16 protein-coding genes are annotated in these 21,520 nt (G+C 32.6%); 5 read left to right on the top strand and 11 right to left on the bottom strand.

From position 1 onward, the window contains the following. Positions 1-55 precede the first annotated feature (55 nt). Complete coding sequence (locus ACZ098_RS08515; RefSeq protein ID WP_487311332.1) at positions 56-1,600, bottom strand: glycine--tRNA ligase; 1,545 nt, start codon at positions 1,598-1,600, stop codon at positions 56-58. Positions 1,601-1,735: 135 nt separating this feature from the next. Here ACZ098_RS08515 and ACZ098_RS08510 point away from each other — a divergent pair, with 135 nt between their 5' ends. Both ACZ098_RS08510 and ACZ098_RS08505 read left to right on the top strand, forming a co-directional pair. Next, a complete protein-coding gene (locus ACZ098_RS08510) occupies positions 1,736-2,419 on the top strand; it encodes a ComF family protein (RefSeq protein ID WP_487311331.1) in 684 nt (227 codons plus the stop codon). An 81-nt stretch (positions 2,420-2,500) separates the two neighbouring features. Continuing rightward, complete coding sequence (locus tag ACZ098_RS08505) at positions 2,501-4,099, top strand: Ig-like domain-containing domain (protein WP_487311330.1); 1,599 nt, start codon at positions 2,501-2,503, stop codon at positions 4,097-4,099. 60 nt (positions 4,100-4,159) lie between these two features. On the opposite strand, the gene ACZ098_RS08500 is transcribed toward ACZ098_RS08505, so the two are convergent. From ACZ098_RS08500 to ACZ098_RS08465, 8 genes are all read right to left on the bottom strand, one after another. After that, positions 4,160-4,930: a nitrilase family protein gene (locus ACZ098_RS08500; protein ID WP_487311329.1), complete on the bottom strand. Its 771-nt coding sequence runs from the start codon at positions 4,928-4,930 to the stop codon at positions 4,160-4,162. A gap of 45 nt (positions 4,931-4,975) precedes the next feature. Continuing rightward, the gene (locus ACZ098_RS08495; RefSeq protein ID WP_487311328.1) at positions 4,976-5,854 is read right to left on the bottom strand and encodes a hypothetical protein; all 879 of its coding nucleotides are present in this window, start codon (positions 5,852-5,854) and stop codon (positions 4,976-4,978) included. 40 nt (positions 5,855-5,894) lie between these two features. Beyond that, a complete protein-coding gene (locus ACZ098_RS08490; RefSeq protein ID WP_487311327.1) occupies positions 5,895-8,735 on the bottom strand; it encodes a GH92 family glycosyl hydrolase in 2,841 nt (946 codons plus the stop codon). An 84-nt stretch (positions 8,736-8,819) separates the two neighbouring features. Continuing rightward, entirely contained in the window at positions 8,820-9,566 is a 747-nt protein-coding gene (locus ACZ098_RS08485; protein ID WP_487311326.1) for a succinate dehydrogenase/fumarate reductase iron-sulfur subunit, read from the bottom strand. A 50-nt stretch (positions 9,567-9,616) separates the two neighbouring features. Continuing rightward, positions 9,617-11,617, bottom strand: a complete 2,001-nt coding sequence (locus tag ACZ098_RS08480; RefSeq protein ID WP_487311325.1) for a fumarate reductase/succinate dehydrogenase flavoprotein subunit — start codon at positions 11,615-11,617, stop codon at positions 9,617-9,619. Between the two features lie 4 nt (positions 11,618-11,621). Continuing rightward, positions 11,622-12,455, bottom strand: coding sequence for a succinate dehydrogenase cytochrome b subunit (locus tag ACZ098_RS08475; RefSeq protein ID WP_487311324.1), 834 nt, complete (start codon positions 12,453-12,455; stop codon positions 11,622-11,624). A gap of 161 nt (positions 12,456-12,616) precedes the next feature. Beyond that, positions 12,617-13,489 (bottom strand): hypothetical protein, encoded by an 873-nt coding sequence (locus ACZ098_RS08470; protein WP_487311323.1) that lies wholly within the window; start codon positions 13,487-13,489, stop codon positions 12,617-12,619. 175 nt (positions 13,490-13,664) lie between these two features. Then, on the bottom strand, positions 13,665-14,516 hold the full coding sequence (locus ACZ098_RS08465; protein WP_487311322.1) for a ChaN family lipoprotein: 852 nt from the start codon (positions 14,514-14,516) through the stop codon (positions 13,665-13,667). A gap of 77 nt (positions 14,517-14,593) precedes the next feature. On the opposite strand from ACZ098_RS08465, the gene ACZ098_RS08460 reads away from it, so the two are divergent. The 3 genes from ACZ098_RS08460 to ACZ098_RS08450 all read left to right on the top strand — a co-directional run bounded on the left by ACZ098_RS08460 (position 14,594) and on the right by ACZ098_RS08450 (position 17,693). Continuing rightward, the gene (locus ACZ098_RS08460) at positions 14,594-15,190 is read left to right on the top strand and encodes a Crp/Fnr family transcriptional regulator (protein WP_487311321.1); all 597 of its coding nucleotides are present in this window, start codon (positions 14,594-14,596) and stop codon (positions 15,188-15,190) included. 238 nt (positions 15,191-15,428) lie between these two features. Continuing rightward, on the top strand, positions 15,429-16,721 hold the full coding sequence (locus tag ACZ098_RS08455; RefSeq protein WP_487311320.1) for an aminopeptidase P family protein: 1,293 nt from the start codon (positions 15,429-15,431) through the stop codon (positions 16,719-16,721). A 189-nt stretch (positions 16,722-16,910) separates the two neighbouring features. After that, positions 16,911-17,693: an alpha/beta fold hydrolase gene (locus ACZ098_RS08450; RefSeq protein ID WP_487311319.1), complete on the top strand. Its 783-nt coding sequence runs from the start codon at positions 16,911-16,913 to the stop codon at positions 17,691-17,693. Here the strand turns inward: ACZ098_RS08450 and ACZ098_RS08445 are convergent. Both ACZ098_RS08445 and ACZ098_RS08440 read right to left on the bottom strand, forming a co-directional pair. Then, positions 17,690-18,364, bottom strand: a complete 675-nt coding sequence (locus ACZ098_RS08445) for an ATP-binding cassette domain-containing protein (protein WP_487311318.1) — start codon at positions 18,362-18,364, stop codon at positions 17,690-17,692. The genes ACZ098_RS08450 and ACZ098_RS08445 overlap by 4 nt on opposite strands. A 337-nt stretch (positions 18,365-18,701) precedes the next feature. Continuing rightward, a complete protein-coding gene (locus ACZ098_RS08440; RefSeq protein WP_487311317.1) occupies positions 18,702-21,464 on the bottom strand; it encodes a PD-(D/E)XK nuclease family protein in 2,763 nt (920 codons plus the stop codon). Between the last annotated feature and the right edge of the window lie 56 nt (positions 21,465-21,520).

The following is a 21,520-nucleotide window of genomic DNA, read 5'->3' as shown; positions in this document are numbered from 1 at the left end:
ACAAAAAAATCCCGCTATATTCTAGCGGGATTGTAATTTATATCTAGTAAATAAATTATACTGTTTTCATCAACCAATTTCTCATAGAAACTTCTTGATCTATAATATCTTTTAATTCAGTAATCGCAACACGATCTTGCTTCATCGTGTCTCGATGACGAATAGTTACTGTTTGATCTTCTAGAGTTTGGTGATCAACTGTAATACAAAATGGAGTTCCCAATGCATCCTGACGGCGGTAGCGTCTTCCTACGGCGTCTTTTTCGTCGTAAGCAACATTGAAATCCCATTTTAATTCATCAATAATGCTCTGAGCAACCTCTGGCAAACCATCTTTTTTAACTAATGGTAAAACAGCAGCTTTTGTTGGTGCTAAAACTGATGGCAAACTTAAAACTGTTCTTGTAGAACCATCTTCTAGCGTTTCTTCTTTCAATGACGTTGCAAAAACGGCTAAAAACATTCTGTCTAATCCAACTGATGTTTCTACAACATACGGAACATAATTTTTATTCTCTTCAGTATCAAAATATTGTAGTTTTTTACCTGAAAATTTTTCATGTGCTTTCAAATCGAAGTCAGTTCTTGAGTGAATTCCTTCTAATTCTTTAAATCCGAATGGAAAATTGAATTCAATATCGGCAGCAGCATTGGCATAATGCGCTAATTTATCATGATCGTGAAAACGGTAATTGTTTTTTCCTAAACCTAGAGACAAATGCCAGTTTAAACGCGTAGTTTTCCAGTATTCGTACCATTTCATCTCTTCGCCTGGTTTTACAAAAAATTGCATCTCCATTTGTTCAAATTCACGCATACGGAAAATAAATTGTCTTGCCACAATTTCATTTCTAAAGGCTTTACCTGTTTGTGCAATTCCAAACGGAATTTTCATTCGACCCGATTTCTGAACGTTTAAGAAATTCACAAAAATTCCTTGAGCCGTTTCGGGACGTAAGTACAAATCCATTGCATTTTCAGCGGAAGCACCTAATTTTGTACCAAACATCAAGTTGAATTGCTTCACGTCAGTCCAATTTCTTGAACCCGTTTCGGGATCGGCAATTTCTAATTCTTCTATTAATGCTTTCACATCAGCCAAATCGCCATTTCCTAAAGAACGACCTAAACGTTCTCTAATTTCTTTTTCTTTGGCTAGATATTCTACAACTCTACCGTTTGTAGTTATAAATTCTTGTTCATTGAAGGCGTCTCCAAAACGAACACTCGCTTTTTCGATTTCTTTTTTAGCTTTCAGATTTAATTTTTCGGCATAATCCTCAACTAAAACGTCGGCTCTGTATCTTTTTTTCGAATCTTTATTGTCAATTAATGGATCATTAAAGGCGTCAACGTGACCGGATGCTTTCCAAGTAGTTGGATGCATCAAAATTGCAGCGTCAAGACCAACAATGTTTTCGTGCATTTGCACCATTGCTTTCCACCAGTATTCTCGGATGTTTTTCTTTAATTCAACTCCATTTTGAGCGTAGTCATACACTGCGCTTAAACCATCATAAATTTCGCTTGACGGAAAAATAAATCCGTACTCTTTTGCATGCGAAATTACGTTCTTAAAATTATCTTCTTGTTTTGCCATAATGATGCAAAAATATAAAAACTAAAATAAAACTGCATTGAAAGATTGATTTTTATATTTTTATGAAATAATAATCGGTTTCGAATCTATTTTTTTAAATTTTAGCCTTGATAATTAACTATTTGCAAACTAATTATGTTTAAAAATTTACTCAATTTATTTTTTCCTAAAGCTTGCGCTGGCTGCAATTCTTTTCTATTGGAAAACGAACTGGTTATTTGTACCATCTGCCGGCATGAAATTCCGCTTACCAATCACCATTTAATTGAAAATAATGAATTTGTAAGCCGTTTTTACGGTAGAATTCCATTAGAATTTGGAGCTGCCTTATTTTATTTTCATAAAAAAGGCATTTTACAGGAAATGATTCACAAACTAAAATATAAAGGTCACGAAGAAATTGGCGAAACCATAGGTTTTTGGTATGCCGAAGAATTAAAAACTATTGCTGCATTGCAAGAAATTGATATTGTAATTCCTGTTCCGCTGCATAAAAAAAGATTCAAACAACGAGGATACAACCAAACTTCAAAATTTGGAAATGCCATTGCCAAAGAACTAAATATTGCTTTTGATGAACGCATTTTGCAAAGAAAAATCTATTCGGAAACGCAAGTACGAAAAAATTTAATGCAACGCAGTGAAGTTACAGAAAACATATTTGCAATTATCAATAGCGACAAACAACTGCAAAACAAACATTTTTTATTGGTAGACGATGTCATCACAACTGGCGCAACACTTGAATCTTGTGCTAAAGAATTACTAAAAATTCCAGGATCAAAAATTAGCATTGTATGTATGGCAATGACACAGTAGCGTTTTTAGTTAATTATAAATAAAAATATTTCGTTTACACAAAAGATAGTTGTTATTTTGCGACAGTTAAAAATTATTTTGATGCTAAAAATTATTATAAAATACGGTCTTATAATTCTAGCTATTGCTAGTATTGGTTGTGCCAAAAGAGGTTCGATAACTGGTGGTATGAAAGATACTTTAGCGCCAGTTTTAACCAATAGTTTTCCAAAAAATTTCTCAACAAATTTTAAAGGAAACGAAATCAAATTGTATTTTGATGAATATGTTAAGATGAAAAATGCAACAAAACAACTCATCATTTCACCACCACTAAAAAAACAACCCGAAATTTTACCTTATAACGCTAGTAAAATTATTTCAATAAAATTTACCGACACCTTACTTGAAAACACTACTTACAGTTTCAACTTTGGAAATAGTATTACAGATAATAATGAAGGAAACGTGCTACAACAATTCAAGTATGTTTTTTCAACTGGAAGTTACATAGATTCACTTCAATTAAACGTAAAAGTAAAAGATGCTATAAATAAAAAAGAAGACAACTTTGTTTCAATCATGTTGTATGAGCTGAACGATAAATATTCAGATTCAGTTGTTTACAAGCAAGCGCCACGCTACATTACCAATACTTTAGACAGTTTAAAAATCGTAAAACTTGAAAATTTAAAAGAAGGGAAATACCAACTTGTTGCCATAAAAGATGTAAATGGCAACTACAAGTTTGATCCAAAAACAGACAAAATTGGCTTTCAAAAAGATCCAGTAACCATTCCAAACGATACTGTGTATGTGATGGAACTGTTTAAAGAAGAGTTGCCTTTTAAAGCATTAAATATTTCACAAGCATCTGGTTCAAAAGTTGTTTTAGGTTATGAAGGCAATGCCAAAGATGTAAAAATAAACATCAGAAAAGGAACCGAAATTATTCCACACTACATCAGTGAAATTGAGAAAAAAGATTCTATAAACGTTTGGTTTAAAGCTATAAAAGGCGATTCATTAGCCATAGACGTTGCTAAAGATAAGTTTAGCAAAACATTTTCATTAAAATTTAAAGACCAAAAGAAAGACAGTTTAAATTTTGATCCTGTACAACGAGGTACTTTAAATTTCAGAGACAAGTTTGCCATCAACTCCAACACGCCAATAGCTAAGTTTGATGTGTCTAAAATCAAGTTAATTGATAAAGATTCAACTGATGTAAAATTTACAGCATCGTATGACGAATTCAAACAGCAATTGGTATTTGATTTTGAAAAAGAACCGCTCCAAAAATATGCGATGCGCATTCTTCCCGGTGGCATTACCGATATGCACGATAAAGTAAACGATACTTTAAATTATAAATTTGCTACACAAAACACTTCCGATTATGGGAATTTACGAGTTAAACTCGAAAATGTGAAACGATTTCCAGTACTAGTAGAACTTACAAATAAAGATGGAAAAGTGCTTGCTACTGGTTATTCAGAAAAAGAAACCTTACTCTATTTTGACTTAGTAGAACCTGCACTATTCACTTTAAGACTTATTTACGATGACAACAAAAATAAGATCTGGGATGCTGGAAATTTTCTTGAAAAACGTCAAAGCGAAGAGGTTATTTACTTTCCAAAAGAAATTGATGTACGAGCCAATTGGGATGTTGAACAACCTTTCAATGTTGGGCAATAAATTTTAACACGAAAGGCACAAAAAGATTTTTTTTGTGCCTTTTGTGTTTTTCAATGGTTTTTAGAGAATTTGAAATTCATCTTTATCGTTTAAAAAAGCCAATTTACTTCTAGTCTCTAAAAGTGCTTTTTTATCCAATTCTACTACAAAAACGCCTTCAATTTCTTGCGGTTCCTGAATGTAATTTCCAAGAAAATCTACTGCTTGTGAGTGACCGACGTATTCGTGGTTGTTCTCATCCAATCCAATTCTGTTGACGCCAATTACATAACTCATATTTTCAACAGCTCGCGCTTTTAGCAAAATATCCCAAGCGTTTATGCGAGGCTTTGGCCAATTGGCTACATAAATCAATACATCATAATCTTCTACATTTCGTGCAAAAACTGGGAAACGCAAATCGTAGCAAATTAGTGGACAGATTTTGAATCCTTTGTATTCGACAATTAATTTATCTTTTCCAGCAGTATAAACTTTGTCTTCACCAGCTAAGGTAAATAAATGTCTTTTGTCATACGATTGAATTTCACCTGATGGAAATACAAAAACCAATCGGTTAAAATAGTTACCGTTTTCTTCGATTACTAAACTTCCTGTTATGGCACAATTTTTAGCTTTTGCAGTTTCTTTTAACCATAAAATGGCTTCACCTTCCATAGTTTGAGCCACTTTTTTTGGATTCATTGTAAATCCAGATGTGAACATTTCGGGCAAAACTATCAAATCGACATATTGCGAAATAGTATTTATCTTTTCTTGAAGTAAAGCTTTGTTTTCATTGGGATTTTCCCAAGATAGTTCGGTTTGGATTAAAGCTAAATTTAAAATCATTTTAATTACAATTAAGATTTTGATTGTTGAAAATCAAAAGATTATTTAGAACTGCTGTTTGTTTAATACGGCCTCATATTTAATATCTTCTTCAGACATTTTATACTTAATTAATATATCTTTACTTACTTGATTTAATGAAGCATCGATAATTTTTTGTCTAGTTACATCAGTATTATCTTTATTAGTATCTATGTTTTTTGAAATTTTCTGTTGAAATTCGCTGTTAAAATTATTCATAGACATCTGAAATACTTCTAATGTTATATCGGTTGCCTTAATTAAATAAGTACATTCATCAAAGTCTTCTAATTTATTATATTTTAAAACTGGATGAATACCGTTGACTCGATGAGATTTAATTGAGAAGATAGATGATCCCATGCTTAAATCTAAATTTGTTCCTGACCGATCATTAATTGATTCAAAAATTATATCTTTAAAATATATATTTAAAAGGTATAATGCTCCTAAACCACTTAATAAGTTTTTTAGATTCCCTTTTTTTAAATTTTTAACTCGATTATGTTTTATTGCTTGATAAGCTTTTTGCCATTCAGAAGAACTTGATCCTCTTCTATTAGCTTTTTTCAAAGGAGTAAGTACTTTGTTGTTTTCATTAATCAAATAAAAATTAAAGGCTGAAACAAATATTTTCTTCTTGCTTAATTTCCAGTTATCCTCTAAATGTTGAATGCAATCGGTATCAAAAAATAAGTTATTGTCATCTGCTTTATTTCCACCTAATATATAATAAAGTTCCTTAGAAATAGATTCAATTTCTACAACTGTTCTAATAATAAGCTCAGTAATTTTAACAGAGTAAACGTTTAATTGATTATCATCAATATGTATTTGTGTTGACAGCTCAACTAATTCCTTTTCTAGATTTTTAAAAACGGACCAATATAAATTTTTATTCATTTATTAAAAGTGATAAGTTGTATAAATTAAATAATATTGATCATTTTATTGTTATCTCGTCTATAAAAATATAAGCTTCACCTTTATCATGATAGCCAATATGCCAATCTGGAAGTTTTCCAAAATTATAGGCTTTAACTTTTATATATCGTGCATTAATTGGTTTTGATGATTTGAAATTGAAATCTTTAATGGTGTTTTCCTCTTTTTTTGGATCGACATCATTGGCAACAGAAGTGATTAATGTAAAATTGATATTATCTGTCGAACTGTAATATTCTACTTTGGTTGGCATTAAAATCCAGGAACGTTGGTCTTGTAGGAAAGTTGCATTAAAATTGGTTACTTCTTTTACACTTTGCAAATCAACAATTGCTTCAAAATCTTGACTTTGATACCCTTGCCAATCGCCTTTTCTCCAGTTGGTGGAACCATTAATTCCATCAATCAAACCTTCATTTCCTCCAGCATGGTATTGCGGATTGTAAGTAGATTTTATGTTGATGGTGTAATTGTTTGGTTTTTTGAAGAATGTTGCGGAGATTGTGTCACTATTTACGAAACGAGAAGTTGTTAAACAAAAATTATAATACTTTTTAGCCGTGTAAGCATAAATAATACTTGATTTCTTGATTGTTAGTGGCTGTTTATACTCTTTAAATTTTCCATTTTTTTTAAATGCGTAATAAATTTTGTCTTCTTTGTTATTTTTTATAATTTTAATGTCCAATTTATCTGTAAACGAATTACTGTAACTTTCTATTACAGGCATTGAATGTATATTATAATACAATATCATTCCAAAAGTTTTTTGTGAACTAAGTTCTTTAGAACCCAACATTCCAAAATCTATAAAATATCCGTCTTTTGTTAAATCTGGAAATTCATACAATTTGTTTTCGTAAAGTTTTAATTTTGCATTTTTAAAAATAGGTTTTACAATATTTAGTAAATCTAGTCCTGGAGTTACTTGATATAAACCAATTGAACTCAACACATACCAAGCACTCATTTGTCCGCAGTCTTCGTTTCCTATTAATCCATCTGGTGTGTTTTTGTAAAAATTATTTAGAATAAAATGTACTTTTTCAGCTGTTTTTTCTGGTTTTCCAACATAATTATACAAATACGCCATGTGATGACTCGGTTCATTTCCGTGTGCATATTGTCCGATTAATCCCGTAACATCAACTTGTTCTCTTCCTGTAGTTTTACTTTCGCTGTTGAACATTTCATCAAGTTTGGCCTCAAATTTATCATTCCCACCATATGCTTGAATCATTCCATAAATATTTTGTGGTACAAAAAAAGAATACTGCCAGGAATTTCCCTCGGTAAAACTATTATTGATTTCTCTTGGATCAAATGGTTTGTTCCAACCACCATTTTTCTTCGGTCGCATGAAACTAGTATTCCAATCAAAAATATTTGTCCAATTTTCAGAACGTTTCATGAAATAATTATAATCATCAGTTTTTCGCAAAATCTGGGCCATTTGTGCAATACACCAATCATCATAAGCATATTCCAACGTTTTAGAAACGCTTTCGTGTTCATCGTCCATCGAAATAAAACCTTGTTTTTTATAAGCATCCAATCCTAAATGATCTAACATAGCCGAATGTTTAGCTGCAGCAAATGCTTTCTCATAGTCAAAACCCTTGATTCCTTTTGCCATAGCATCTGCCATAACCGATACCGAATGATACCCAATCATACAATCGGTTTCATTGGAAGCTAATTCCCAAACAGGCAATCTTCCACCTTGTTCGTATTGTTTTAGAAACGTATTGATGAAATCGGCAGTACGTTTCTTTTCGATTAACGTATATAATGGATTTGCCGCACGAAACGTATCCCAAAGAGAGAATACCGAATAATAATCGAATCCTTCGCCATTGTGCACTTTGTTGTCTCTACCACGGTATTTTCCATCAATATCTTGCGCAATATTAGGTTGAACCATTGTATGATATAAAGCCGTGTAGAAAACCGCCAATTTATCTTTATCGGTTTCTGTAATTTCTATTTTAGATAATTGTTTGTCCCAAAGTTGCTCAGCTTCCTTTTTCACTTTATCGAAATCCCAGCCTTTTATTTCGGACATATTCAATTTTGCACCTTCATAACTTGTTGGAGAAATTGAAACTTTAACTGAGATTTTTTCGTCTTTTTTTACTTGTTTGGAAAAACTTATTTTCACGATAGTTCCAGAATAGAAGTCTTTTTTGTTATCTCGATTGGCTTCAACTTTACTAATTATCATAGGAACACTGAACTCAATTCGAGCATAAACGTATTGATCTTTTGCCCAAGCTTCACTTCTTCTTAGAATTTCAATAGTTTTATTATCGATGATTTTCACATCGCCATATAGCAATTTATCTCTATGGTTTAAATCGAGAATTATATTGGCTTGACCATCTTTATTAAAGACATATTCATGAAATCCAACACGACTTGAAGCGGTTAAACGCACATCAATATTATGTTTATCTAACTTCACTGAATAAAATCCAGCACTCGCTTTTTCATTAGAATGCGAGAATTTAGAACCGTATTCTTTTGGCTCAAAATTGGATTCGCCCATAGTTGGCATCAGCATGATATCACCATAATCGGTGCAACCAGTTCCGTTTAAATGCGTATGAGAAAATCCATAAATTATTGAATCATCATAATGATAACCCGAACATCCATCCCAACTGCCATCAATTCTAGTATCCGGAGAAAGTTGTACCATTCCAAACGGAACTGTTGCGCCAGGATACGTATGACCGTGACCGCCAGTTCCTATCATTGGATTAACATGTTTATACAAATTTTGTCCGATTGAAATTATGGATATGAATAGAAATAGTAATGAAAGAATTTTTCTCATTGTATAGTGATTTGACTTTCAAAGATAAAAAAAACGCATCCAAATTAATGAATGCGTTCTTTAAATTATTTTGAAAGTGGTAAATTATTTAACCAAACTTGCTTTTAAATATTCTCTATTCATACGAGCAATATTTTCAAGTGAAATTCCTTTCGGACATTCTACTTCACAAGCGCCAGTATTGGTACAATTTCCAAATCCTTCGTCGTCCATTTGTTTTACCATGTTCAATACACGATCAGTAGCTTCTACTTTTCCTTGAGGCAACAGTGCATATTGAGAAACTTTGGCAGAAACAAACAGCATCGCTGATGAGTTTTTACAAGTTGCAACACAAGCACCACAACCAATACATGAAGCAGCATCAAAAGCTCTATCCGCATCGTGTTTTGGTATTGGAATAGCATTTGCATCGATAGTATTTCCAGAAGTATTTACAGATATAAAACCTCCAGCGTGTTGAATTCTGTCGAAAGCACTTCTATCAACAACCAAATCTTTAATTACTGGAAACGCTTTAGCTCTAAAAGGTTCAATATAAATAGTGTCACCATCTTTGAACATTCTCATGTGCAATTGACATGTTGTAACACCGCGATCTGGTCCGTGAGCTTCTCCATTTATAAATAAAGAACACATTCCGCAAATTCCTTCACGACAATCGTGATCGAAAGCTACAGTATCTTCTCCTTTTGAAGCCAATTGATCATTTAAAATGTCAAGCATTTCTAAGAATGACATATCTGGCTCAATTCCGTCTACGTTATAGTCGACTAGTTTTCCTTTATCTTGGGCGTTTTGCTGACGCCATATTTTTAATGTAAGTTTCATTCTTTATTAGTTTGAAAGACATTTAGCCTATAACTAGGCTACAGCCTTTGTTATTTATAGCTACGTTGTACCAGTTTCACATTGTCAAAAACAAGTTGCTCTTTGTGTAAAACAGCATCGCTTGGTTTTCCTTTGTATTCCCATGCAGCTACGTAAGCAAAGTTTTCATCATCACGTTGTGCTTCACCATCTTCTGTTTGATATTCTTCACGGAAGTGACCACCACAAGATTCATTTCGGTGTAAAGCATCTTTAGCAAATAACTCTCCTAATTCTAAGAAATCAGCAACACGAAGTGCTTTTGATAATTCAGGGTTTAAGCCATTAGCTGTTCCAGGAACCATCACGTTTTTGTAAAAATCTTCACGAATTTCGGCAATTTCTTGTTGCGCTTCGGTAAGTCCTTTAGCATTTCGTGCCATACCTACTTTATCCCACATGATTTTTCCTAATTTCTTATGGAAATAATCAACTGGTTTCGTTCCGCCAGCATTCATTAAGCTCTCAATTTGAGAACGAACATTTTGTTCCGCTTCTTCAAACTCTTGCGAATCTGTAGAAATTTTTCCTGTACGAATATCTGTAGATAAATAGTCACCGATTGTATAAGGAAGTACAAAATAACCATCAGCTAAACCTTGCATTAATGCAGATGCACCTAAACGGTTAGCACCGTGGTCAGAGAAATTGGCTTCACCAATTGCAAAACAACCAGGAATTGTAGTCATTAAGTTATAATCAACCCACACTCCACCCATTGTATAGTGTACTGCTGGATAAATCATCATTGGAGTTTCATATGGATTTTCATCTACGATTTTCTCGTACATTTGAAATAAATTTCCATATTTACTAGCAACAACTTCTGTTCCTAATTTTTTAACCAAAGCTTCATCATTAACATCTAAATGTTTGATCTTAGCTTGATCTTTTCCATATCTTAGGATCGCTGCAGCAAAATCTAAATATACTGCTTCACCAGTTTTGTTAACTCCGAAACCTGCATCACATCTTTCTTTAGCTGCACGTGAAGCAATGTCACGAGGAACCAAGTTTCCAAATGCTGGATATCTTCTTTCTAAGTAATAATCTCTATCGGCTTCTGCAATTTGAGTAGGTTTTAATTTTCCTTCACGTATTGCTTGAGCATCTTCTAATTTTGCTGGAACCCAAATTCTACCGTCATTTCTTAATGATTCTGACATTAAGGTTAGTTTGGACTGGTGTTCTCCAGAAACTGGAATACATGTTGGGTGAATTTGCGTATAACAAGGATTTGCAAAATAAGCTCCTTTTTTGTGAACTTTCCACGAAGCAGTTACATTACTTCCCATGGCATTAGTTGACAAGAAAAATACGTTTCCGTAACCACCTGAAGCAATTACAACTGCGTGAGCCGAATGTCTTTCGATCTTTCCTGTTACTGAGTCACGAGCAATGATACCTCTAGCCTTACCATTCACAATTACCAAATCTAGCATTTCGTGGCGGTTTAGCATTTCAATTTTACCACGACCTATTTGACGATTCATGGCAGAATAAGCACCTAAAAGCAATTGCTGACCTGTTTGACCTTTAGCATAGAAAGTTCTAGATACTAAAGTTCCTCCAAACGAACGATTGTCTAATAAACCACCATATTCTCTTGCCAATGGAACACCTTGAGCCACACATTGGTCAATAATATTAGTAGAAACTTCGGCTAAACGGTGAACATTAGCTTCACGAGCACGATAATCTCCACCTTTTACAGTGTCATAAAATAAACGGAACGTTGAATCTCCATCACCTTGATAATTTTTTGCAGCATTGATACCTCCTTGTGCAGCAATTGAGTGCGCACGTCTTGGAGAATCTTGATAGCAAAATGCTTTAACATTATATCCTAATTCTGCTAGTGTTGCAGCCGCAGAACCTCCTGCAAGTCCTGTTCCAACAACAATAATATCGATATTACGTTTGTTTGCAGGATTTACAAGATTGATATGATCTTTATAATTTGTCCATTTATCAGAAATTGGACCGCTAGGTATTTTTGAATCTAATGCCATAATGTTATGCTTTTAGAAAAAAATGAATAAATATTGGAATGATTGCGAATAATAAAGGAACTAGTATTGCGAAACCTTTTCCAAACCCTTTTATCAATGAATTGTATTTTGGATTGTTTAAACCAAGTGTTTGAAAAGCGCTACTGAAACCGTGCAATAAGTGAAACGATAATGTAATCATCGCTATTACATACAAAATTGTAGCTAATAAACCAGTTTTAGGATCTTTAAAGAATGTAACTGTAATTTTGTGTAAATCTTTATAACCTTCTTTAATTTTTACTTTTGCATTAGCATCAAAAAACTCCGTTCTATTTTCTATAGTGATCATTTTCTGATCAACTTGTGCCTTTGGTAAATAACCGCCATCAGTTGTAAGGTAAAAATCTTGTTTTTGCCCTTGAGATTCAATAGTAACTGTTTGCAACGGCATGTTTTTGTCAAAATGCATTACAGCCCAAAAGTTGACCATGTGGGTTGCAATAAAAACTAAAATAACAGTTCCTAAAACCGCCATGTTACGAGATGCAAATGCAGAATTTGAAGAAGCATTTTCTTTTGCATAACGAATAGGTCTTGCTTTTCTATTTTGGATGGTTAATAAAATACCATCAATAGCATGAAAAATAATTGAAATGTAGGTAAGATAAGATAGAATTTTTACGGCTGGATTGGTAGTCATAAATAACGCATATTGATTGAAGTGCAATGCGTCACTAAAAATGAGTTGAAGGTTTCCAGCTAAGTGTCCTGATAGGAACAAACATAAAAATAAACCTGTTAGAGCCATCCAATATTTCTTTGCAAGTGATGACTTTAAAATTGCAGATTTTGCCATAAGTGTGTATAATTTATTTAAAAAAATCACACAAAAATACAGCTATTTCATATTAACTACAACCTTTTCGAGCTAATTTATAATGAATTTAAAGTGGGTTTAACAATTGTTGATTTTACAGCCATAAAACAGCTGAATATCATAATTTTCATTAAACAAAACTACTTTTTGTAAGACGGAATTAAGCCTCGCAAACCCATATCAACTACTTGATCTCCTAATGCAGGATCATATTTTGAATTATTAGAAACCTCTTTCCATTCAAAACTTTTATTAATTGATAACGATAACGTAATTGTTACATCCTTTTTTTCCTGACCAGTAAGCACCAATGGTTTTGAGAACTTACCAGTTACTACACATGAACCTGCTGGAATTGGTGATGTAGTTGCTAACGGATTTGGAACCGTTGTTGAACCTGCTGGCGCTTGTCCTGATGACATAAAAGGATTATTGTTTAGCGCAAAAGCCCAATATCCTTGTGGTTTGTTTCCGTTTACTTCAAAAAAGCTATTTCCAATTGAATGGGTTTCGATATACGTATTGAATCCTACAAAACTTGCTAAAGTACCTTGGTATTCGGCTCCTTGATGACGAACAGTTATTTCAAAATTTTGATATGATAATGACACACGTGTCCATTCAAACGTTCCAACACCAACATCTTTCAATGGAATTGCTATAAAAGTTTCGCCTTCGGAAACAATTTTTGCTTGACTAAAATCGATAGCATTTTCACCTCCTAGGTTAGTTTCAGGCGCGTGATATAAAATTGTTCCTTGACCAAGTTGTGTGTTTGCATTTGGAGCTAACTCGATATAATGCGACGAAATTGAATTAAAAATTGGTGTTTGTGCAGCATTTCCTGACGGAATTACAGCAGGCTGACCTAAATTATTGAGTCGCTCTTGCGTTGGATCAAATTTGAATTTAATGTACAACATCGGATTCGGATTAGTATCGTCCAAGTCTTCACAAGAAACGAAACTAAAAGCGTATGCTAAAATAAAAAATGATAAGACTAATTTTTTCATGCTCTGATTGATTGATTAACTCTGATTTCCAAACACTTTATCTTTCATTACTCTTAAATGAAATTTTTATTCAGTGATTGAAGTACCAACTTTTTAAAAGAACTACTTCAATAGATTTCAGAAATATGATTTTTTTTAAATTTTAAAAATCATCTGCTTCTAATAATTGACGAATTTAATATGTTTTTGTCACATCTTCATCTATAACGAGAATAAAGTTGGCTTTAGTATAATTTTCTTTTTCTAATTTAGAAATATCCTTCTGTTCCACAGTAGAAATAGTAATTATTTGAATGTTGGGATTGTACTTTTTTAAATACCAACCGATACCTTCGAAATTATCAGAATGATACGAACCGTTATAATGCATAAATGTTGCGTCATCTTTTAAATTCTTATTAATAAAATAGGCCATCGTTGCATCTTTACTTGCTTGCGCTTTTGGCATATTTGGACTGGTATGTTCGCCCATCATTTTCATCATTTCAACATAACCCGGCAAATTGGCATCATACGGAATTGGCTGTGGTGCTATCCATAATTTCTCTTCAGATGAAAGCGTTTCTAAGGCTTCGAATCCTTTTTTTGAAACCATCGATGCAAAACGTCTTGGAATATTTGTTGCTATAAAAGGTACTTTATTTTCTTTGGCAAAATCAACTAAAGGTTTGTAATCGGTTTTGTAATTTGGCCACAATCGTGCTGTCGAATCTAATTTTTTTTGATCAATTTCGCCATTTACATATTGATTTAACTGCTTTTGGTTGTCGGCTTCTAGCATTTCAGCACCTAAAACGATTGCCTTTTTTTCTGAAACATCTTTGGTTAATTCAAGTTGCAACCAATGAACAACAGAGTTATTATGATATTCTCCAAACAAAACCACTTGAGTGTTTAAAGAAGACTTTAATAGTTTATCATAAGTAACTTTTTTTCCGTTTCTATCATACAATTGATACGCTTTTTTGTCTTGAGCTTGAAAGCTAATGGTAAAAAGAAAAAGTATTGAAAAAAATGTAGTTTTCATTGTGAAAATTTTTATAAAAATATAGATTTTAATCTGAGTTGAAAACTATTTGGATATTTTTGTTGAAAGTTTTACTGATGGCAGTTTCAAAATCTAAAGATGCTTTTCTTGATTATTTATGTCAATTTATTGATGTGAATGAGCAATCTATGGAAGAATATATTATAAAAGCAAGAGCAACTTTTCAAGTTTTACATTTGAAGAAAAACGAATTCTTTGTCAAAGAAAATGAAGTGTGCTCGTATTTTTGTTTCGTAGAAAGTGGGATTTTACAGCATTCAATTGAAGTTTTAGGTGAGGAAAAAACGACCTATTTAGCGTTAAGAAACTCAGTTACTTCTTCCTTAAGCAGTTTTTTATTTGGAAAACCTTCAAGAAAAAGCATCAAAGCTATTGCTGATTGCAAATTGTGGATTGTTGATTTGAAAACGTTCAAGGATTTAATTGGACACAACAAAGCATTTCATCAGTTTTACTACAATGTAATTGAGAAACAAATTTGCTTAATCGATGATTATCGAATTGATTTACTAACGTTAACACCTGAAGAACGTTACAAAAAGCTATTAGCTACTGAACCAAAATTGCTCCAAGAAGTTCCGTTACATTATTTAGCTTCTTTCCTTGGAATTTCGTCGCGACACATGAGTCGTATTCGAAAAAACATCTTGTAGAATAGCCACTGATTCACAGATTTTTTATGTTTAAAATTAATAAAGAAATCTGTGGCTAACATAAAATAACGCCATTTGGCTACATCTTGAACTCAATTATTCATTAATTTTGATAAATAAAATTATCGAATTGTCTAACAAGCCAAAAATCTAACAATCCAAAAATCTAACAATCCAAAAAATGACATGAGCCATCACGCGATTGCATATGACCATTAAAAAAAATAAAAACTTACATATGAAATACCATCAAATAGACCGTGATTTGTTCATAAAAAACAGAGCTAAATTCACAGCACAAATGAAACCCAATAGTGTTGCCGTTTTTAATTCGAACGATATTTATCCAGTTTCAGCCGATTCTACGTTGCCATTTGCACAACACCGTGATATTTTTTATTTATCGGGCGTTGATCAAGAAGAAAGTATTTTGTTGCTTTTTCCAGATGCACCTTATGAGCATTTGAAAGAAATTTTATTCCTAAAAGAAACTAACGAACACATTGCCATTTGGGAAGGTGAGAAGTTGACTAAAGAAAGAGCATTTGAAGTTGCCGGAATTAAAAGTGTAATTTGGTTGCAAGATTTTCATAAAACGTTGAAAGAAGTGATGACTTATGCCGACACGATTTACATCAACACCAACGAGCATTATCGTGCCGTAATTGAAACCGAAACTCGTGAAGCGCGTTTTATCAAATGGTGGAAAGAAAATTACCCTGCGCATAAAGTAGAAAAATCGAATCCTATTTTGCAACGTTTGCGTTCAGTGAAAGAAAGCGAAGAATTGGATTTGATTCAGAAAGCCTGCGATATTACTGAAAAAGGATTTCGTAGAGTTTTAAATTTTGTAAAACCAAATGTAACCGAATATGAAATCGAAGCCGAATTTGCGCATGAATTTCTAAGAAATCGTTCTAAAGGTTTTGCTTACACGCCGATTATTGCTTCGGGAAATAATGCGAATGTGTTGCATTACATCGAAAACAACCAACAATGCAACGCAGGTGATTTGATTTTGCTTGACGTTGGTGCCGAATATGCCAATTATTCAAGCGATATGACTCGAATGGTTCCTGTTTCGGGACGTTTTTCTGACAGACAAAAAGAAGTATACAATGCAGTTTTACGTGTAAAAAACGAAGCTACAAAAATGTTAGTTCCAGGAACTTTATGGAAACAATATCATGTAGAAGTTGGTAAAATAATGACTTCAGAACTTTTAGGTTTAGGATTGATTGACAAAGCCGATGTTCAGAACGAAAATCCAGATTGGCCAGCATACAAAAAATATTTCATGCACGGAACATCGCATCACATGGGATTAGACACGCACGATTATGGATTATTGCACGAACCAATGCAGGCTAATATGGTATTTACGGTTGAACCAGGAATTTATATTCCAGCAGAAGGTTTCGGAATTCGTATTGAAGACGATATGGTAATTCAAGAAAAAGGAGAAGCGTTCAATTTAATGCGCAATATTCCTATTGAAGTGGAGGAAATTGAATCGATAATGAATTCTTAATTTAGAAAAAAGAGAATAAAATATAGAAAATAGACAGTTTAGCATCGCTCCGATCGCCTTTCAGGCTTGGGTGTGAAAGCGAGTAGTTTTTTAACACAAAAGGCACAAAAGTTTTATCTTCTGTGCCTTTTGCTTTTCTTTTGTGACTTTTGTGTTTCAAAAAAAAATTAAAGTTATAGTTTTGCATCAATGAAAACTATCATTTACAAAAACACTACTGTTGCGTACACCGACCAAGGAAAAGGAACGGCTGTTGTTTTATTACACGGTTTTTTGGAGAATCACTCGATGTGGGATTTTTTTGTTGTCAATTTATGCCATAAATACAGAGTTATTACTATCGATTTGCTTGGTCATGGTGCAACCGACAGTTTAGGTTATGTGCATGCTATGGAAGACAATGCCGATGCGGTAATGGCAGTATTACAACATTTAAAAATTAGAAAATCGGTTTTTGTTGGACATTCTATGGGCGGTTATGTGGCTTTGGCTTTCGCCGAATTATATCCCGAAAACGTGAAAGGAATTGTACTGTTAAATTCCACATCACGTGCCGATAGCGAGGAACGAAAAACCAATCGCAATCGCGCAATAAAAGCGGTGAAACAAAATTATTCTGTATTCATAAGTATGAGTATTGCCAATTTATTTAGCGAAAAAAATCGCGAGAAATTGACTGTTGAAATTGAAAATGTTAAAAAAGAAGCCTTAAAAACGCCTTTGCAAGGCATTGTTGCGTCATTGGAAGGTATGAAAATCCGAAAGGATAGAGAAGTACTTTTGCATTTCGCTACCTATCCAATTCTTTTAATTTTGGGCAAACAAGATCCTGTTTTGAATTATGAAGAAAATAGTGCTCAAATAAAAAACACTACCACCGAATTGGTTTCTTTTAATGATGGCCATATGAGTCATATTGAAAATCAAGAAGAATTACTTGAAGTTTTATTACAGTTTTTAAAGAAGGTTTAAATCCTATCTGCTTTTAAATATCCTTTATCTACCAATTCATTTTTATCTTTTAAATGATATGTTTTTCCTTCCTTCATCAATACTAATCTATTGGAAATTTTAATCACATTTTCATAGTTATGATCGGTAATTATGATTCCTTTTCTAGATGCATTTTCTAGAATCAAATTGTTGATATTGTCAATCATAATTGGTGATAATCCGTTGTAAGGTTCGTCTAGCAAGACAAATTTTGACTGATTGAAAAGTATCAATTTTATTTCCAAATAACGTAACTCTCCACCAGAAAGATGCTTAATTTGTTTCTCTTTTATCGAATTAATCATGGGATCATCATAGAATACTTCCATAAACTTAGTAGGTACAGAAAGTGAAATGGCTTTTTTTACAGATAAATTAATTGGAATAAAATTGTCTTGAGGCAAATAACTCACTTCATCAAACAAATTACTTGTTTTACTTTTTATGACTCCATCAATTCTAACAAATTTAAAATCGGCATCGAGGATTCCGAAAATAATTTTTAGTAATGTGGACTTTCCTGAACCATTTCTTCCTAATAATCCAATTATTTCGCCTGTTTCGCATTTTAAATAAACGTCAGAAAGCACCAATTTGAAATCAAACTGCTTTTGAATACTGTCCAATTCTAAAGTATGTTTAACCAACATAATAGCGTATTAAATTGTACATAAGAAGGAAAATTATCAAGGCTAAAAAGTTGATGATATAACTGAAAAACCAAAGTTGTATTTTGGAAATTCCATTATTATAGTAAAAAAGATAATAATTGGTATTTCTGAATTCTTTTACAAGAAAACTAGCAAAAAAACCAACAGAAATAAACATATACATAAAACTTTCTACACCGCCTAAAAGTAAAGGCAGCATACCTATTACAAGATTTACAACGATTGTACTCTTGTAGAACTCCAAGATATTGTAAAATTTTTTGATCTTTTTTTTATAAAGTTATTCAAAATCAAAAACTACTGTAACAAAAATTTGTTAAATCTTCTCTTCAAAAGCAACTTCACTATTTAATATTTCGGCTAATAATACTGCAATTTGATCAAGATAATCATTCATAGTATCTGCATTTATAGTTGTTGACACTTCTTTTTCTTGTTTAAAACCGAAAGGTAAAAATCCAGATTTTAAGTTTTTAAACGATATAATTCCGGCCTCAATTTCTAAACCTTCCGCCTGTTGTTCATACATAAAAGCATAGGCTAAAACCTGAATTATTTTATCATATTTAATATCTTCTATTAAGCCGCTCCAACTTTTTAAAGTAACACTTGTAAGTTCTACTTTACCGGTTTTATAATCTACAATTCTAATTTTTCCGTTGCGCTGTTCAATTCGGTCAACGTTTCCTTTTATCAATACTGGAAAAGGTAATTTAGGATGCTGCAAAGTGCGTTCAAAAGTTTCTTCCAACGCAATGATTTTAACGGCATCGCCTTTTTCGATATCAACTAATTCTAATTTTAGAAAATTCAGCACGTTTCTTTTGGCTACTTCAAAAGCTAAAAGGTTTCTTCCTTTTTTGATTTCGCCTTCCTTATAAACCAATTTAAATTGTTTTAAAACCTCATCATCAATCTTAGAAATGCAGGATTTGATATCCTCAACCGACAAGAATTTCCCAATTAACGGTTTATACAATTCTTCTAAAGTTCCGTGAATAATAGTTCCAAGTGTATTGACGGCAATATTTTCTTCAACCTCATCTGCTTCAGAAATGCGCAATATTCGTTGAAAATAAAACTGTATCGGATTTCTAATATAAGTTGTTAATGACGATGGTGAAAATCCTTTTTCTGCAATTTCCTTCAAGCGTTGCATAACACTTTCCGATTTTGGAATTACTAAAGGTTTATAGGCAATTTCTGGAACGTCGGCGTTAAAGACTCTATTGGTAAGTGTGTGATTTGGTTGTTTTTCAACTTCCAATTGGGTGATGAATCTACTTTTTTCTCCAGCATCGATACCTTCGCTTTCGGTATTATAAATTAAGAAAATAGTTTTGGCACGTTGCAACAAATGATAAAAATGATAGGTATAAATAGCATCTTTTTCTTTGTATGTTGGTAATCCTAATTCTCGTTTTACATCGTATGGAATAAACGAATTCATGCTTTTTCCAGCAGGAAATTTACCTTCATTTACAGAAGTGATTATTACAGTTTCAAAATCCAGAACACGGCTTTCCAAAACTCCCATAATCTGTAATCCATTCAATGGTTCCCCTTCGAACGAAACTTCGGCAACATCAATAATTTGCTTATAAATAGCGTGTAAGGTTTCTATTTTATCAATAGTAGTATTTGAAGCATAATACGAAATAAGTTTGTTTATGACTTTAAAAATCGAATATACAAAGGCGTTGGTTATCTTGTCTTCTTGATTGTCGTGATTAAGATTGGATTTTATTAGCAACAAAATTCGTGACACAATTTCTAAAACTGCAATCGAATTCGAATCCCATTTTTGAAACAATAATTGAAACAATTCCGATCCATTCGGATGAAGTTCTAGGATTTTTTTATGTGTTATAAAAGTGAAATTATTCTTGTTTATAATGTACACTAAATCGCTTGCATTTGCATAAGGTTCGATTAATGGATGTGTAAGAATATCTAAAACATCTTTATAATAAAAAACATAGCTAGAAGCGTTTCTCGACAAAGCATTGGTGTGGGTTTTAAACAATTTGGCGATTAAAATTTGTGCCGGATTGTTCTTACTAGAATATCCCATTGTTATGTTTAAGGCATCAACATTTGCTGGAAGCGAATACAAGACAGGAACTAAAAGACTTTCCTCTCCAAGCACAACCGCGACATTTTTTAATCCTTCACCATTAGTTGTTTCGATATGTTTTTCTATCAAATCGCCTACAATTTTGGCTTGACCAATAGACTTTGGTGTTCCAATTATTTGAATGTTTTTTTCTTGCGAATAGTCATTGGCAATCCATTGAAACGGATTTGACTTATAATACGACCATTCGTTTTTAAATCTTCTAGTAAACAATCCAGCATCATGCTGAAAGTCTTTAAGAAATACTTCATCAATATCCCAATAAATTTTAGCTTTATCTAATGCTAACAAATGCTGGACTATTCGTTCTTCTGCCTGATTCAGTGCATTAAAACCGGCAAAAACAAAAGATTTATCTTTTATAGTTTCAGAAAAATGATTGAGATTGGCCACAGCTTCTCGATATATTAACCCTTGGTAACCTATTCCTTTATCAAATAAATAACTATAAAGCGCGTGATAGTAAGTAGGTAATAATTTCCAAAAAGCAAGATAATTATCAATTAAATCGGTTCTTTTGTCTGCATCGACTGACCAATGTTCTATTTCTTTAATGTTTTCTAAATACTTTAAAACCTTATCTGGTTCTAATAAATAGCGATCAATTTCATTAAAATCTTGCAATAGTGTTTTTGCCCAATTGGCAAATGTTTCAAAAGGTTCTTGTTTGTTACTATCAGTTATAGAAAGGTACACTGTATAGAACTCGAACAATAATTCAATACTATCCACAGAACGAATTCCTGCAATTTCTTGTACAAAATCTTCAATACTAACAATATCTGGAGCAAAAACAGTGTTTGTAATTTCCTTTTTTAATTCGTCAATAAGAAAAACTTTGGCTCTTTTATTGGGAAGAACAATTACAATATCTGAATTGATTTGAGGGTAATCAAGTACTATTTGCTGTGCTAGTTTATTTAAAAATGTACTGTTTGTCATTTTATAAATATAAAAAAACGTCCCGAATATTCGGGACGTTTCTTAAAAATATTTTG

The organism is Flavobacterium sp. SP2 (assembly GCF_057626655.1).
The sequence above is the reverse complement of the archived record's forward strand: the minus strand, read 5'-3'. Positions and strand labels throughout refer to the sequence as shown.

Bases quoted from the DNA above. Each gene is read 5' to 3' on its own strand.
- ACZ098_RS08515 (WP_487311332.1), bottom strand. From the start codon at position 1,600: ATGGCAAAACAAGAAGATAATTTTAAGAACGTAATTTCGCATGCAAAA.
- ACZ098_RS08510 (WP_487311331.1), top strand. From the start codon at position 1,736: ATGTTTAAAAATTTACTCAATTTATTTTTTCCTAAAGCTTGCGCTGGC.
- ACZ098_RS08505 (WP_487311330.1), top strand. From the start codon at position 2,501: ATGCTAAAAATTATTATAAAATACGGTCTTATAATTCTAGCTATTGCT.
- ACZ098_RS08500 (WP_487311329.1), bottom strand. From the start codon at position 4,930: ATGATTTTAAATTTAGCTTTAATCCAAACCGAACTATCTTGGGAAAAT.
- ACZ098_RS08495 (WP_487311328.1), bottom strand. From the start codon at position 5,854: ATGAATAAAAATTTATATTGGTCCGTTTTTAAAAATCTAGAAAAGGAA.
- ACZ098_RS08490 (WP_487311327.1), bottom strand. From the start codon at position 8,735: ATGAGAAAAATTCTTTCATTACTATTTCTATTCATATCCATAATTTCA.
- ACZ098_RS08485 (WP_487311326.1), bottom strand. From the start codon at position 9,566: ATGAAACTTACATTAAAAATATGGCGTCAGCAAAACGCCCAAGATAAA.
- ACZ098_RS08480 (WP_487311325.1), bottom strand. From the start codon at position 11,617: ATGGCATTAGATTCAAAAATACCTAGCGGTCCAATTTCTGATAAATGG.
- ACZ098_RS08475 (WP_487311324.1), bottom strand. From the start codon at position 12,455: ATGGCAAAATCTGCAATTTTAAAGTCATCACTTGCAAAGAAATATTGG.
- ACZ098_RS08470 (WP_487311323.1), bottom strand. From the start codon at position 13,489: ATGAAAAAATTAGTCTTATCATTTTTTATTTTAGCATACGCTTTTAGT.
- ACZ098_RS08465 (WP_487311322.1), bottom strand. From the start codon at position 14,516: ATGAAAACTACATTTTTTTCAATACTTTTTCTTTTTACCATTAGCTTT.
- ACZ098_RS08460 (WP_487311321.1), top strand. From the start codon at position 14,594: ATGGCAGTTTCAAAATCTAAAGATGCTTTTCTTGATTATTTATGTCAA.
- ACZ098_RS08455 (WP_487311320.1), top strand. From the start codon at position 15,429: ATGAAATACCATCAAATAGACCGTGATTTGTTCATAAAAAACAGAGCT.
- ACZ098_RS08450 (WP_487311319.1), top strand. From the start codon at position 16,911: ATGAAAACTATCATTTACAAAAACACTACTGTTGCGTACACCGACCAA.
- ACZ098_RS08445 (WP_487311318.1), bottom strand. From the start codon at position 18,364: ATGTTGGTTAAACATACTTTAGAATTGGACAGTATTCAAAAGCAGTTT.
- ACZ098_RS08440 (WP_487311317.1), bottom strand. From the start codon at position 21,464: ATGACAAACAGTACATTTTTAAATAAACTAGCACAGCAAATAGTACTT.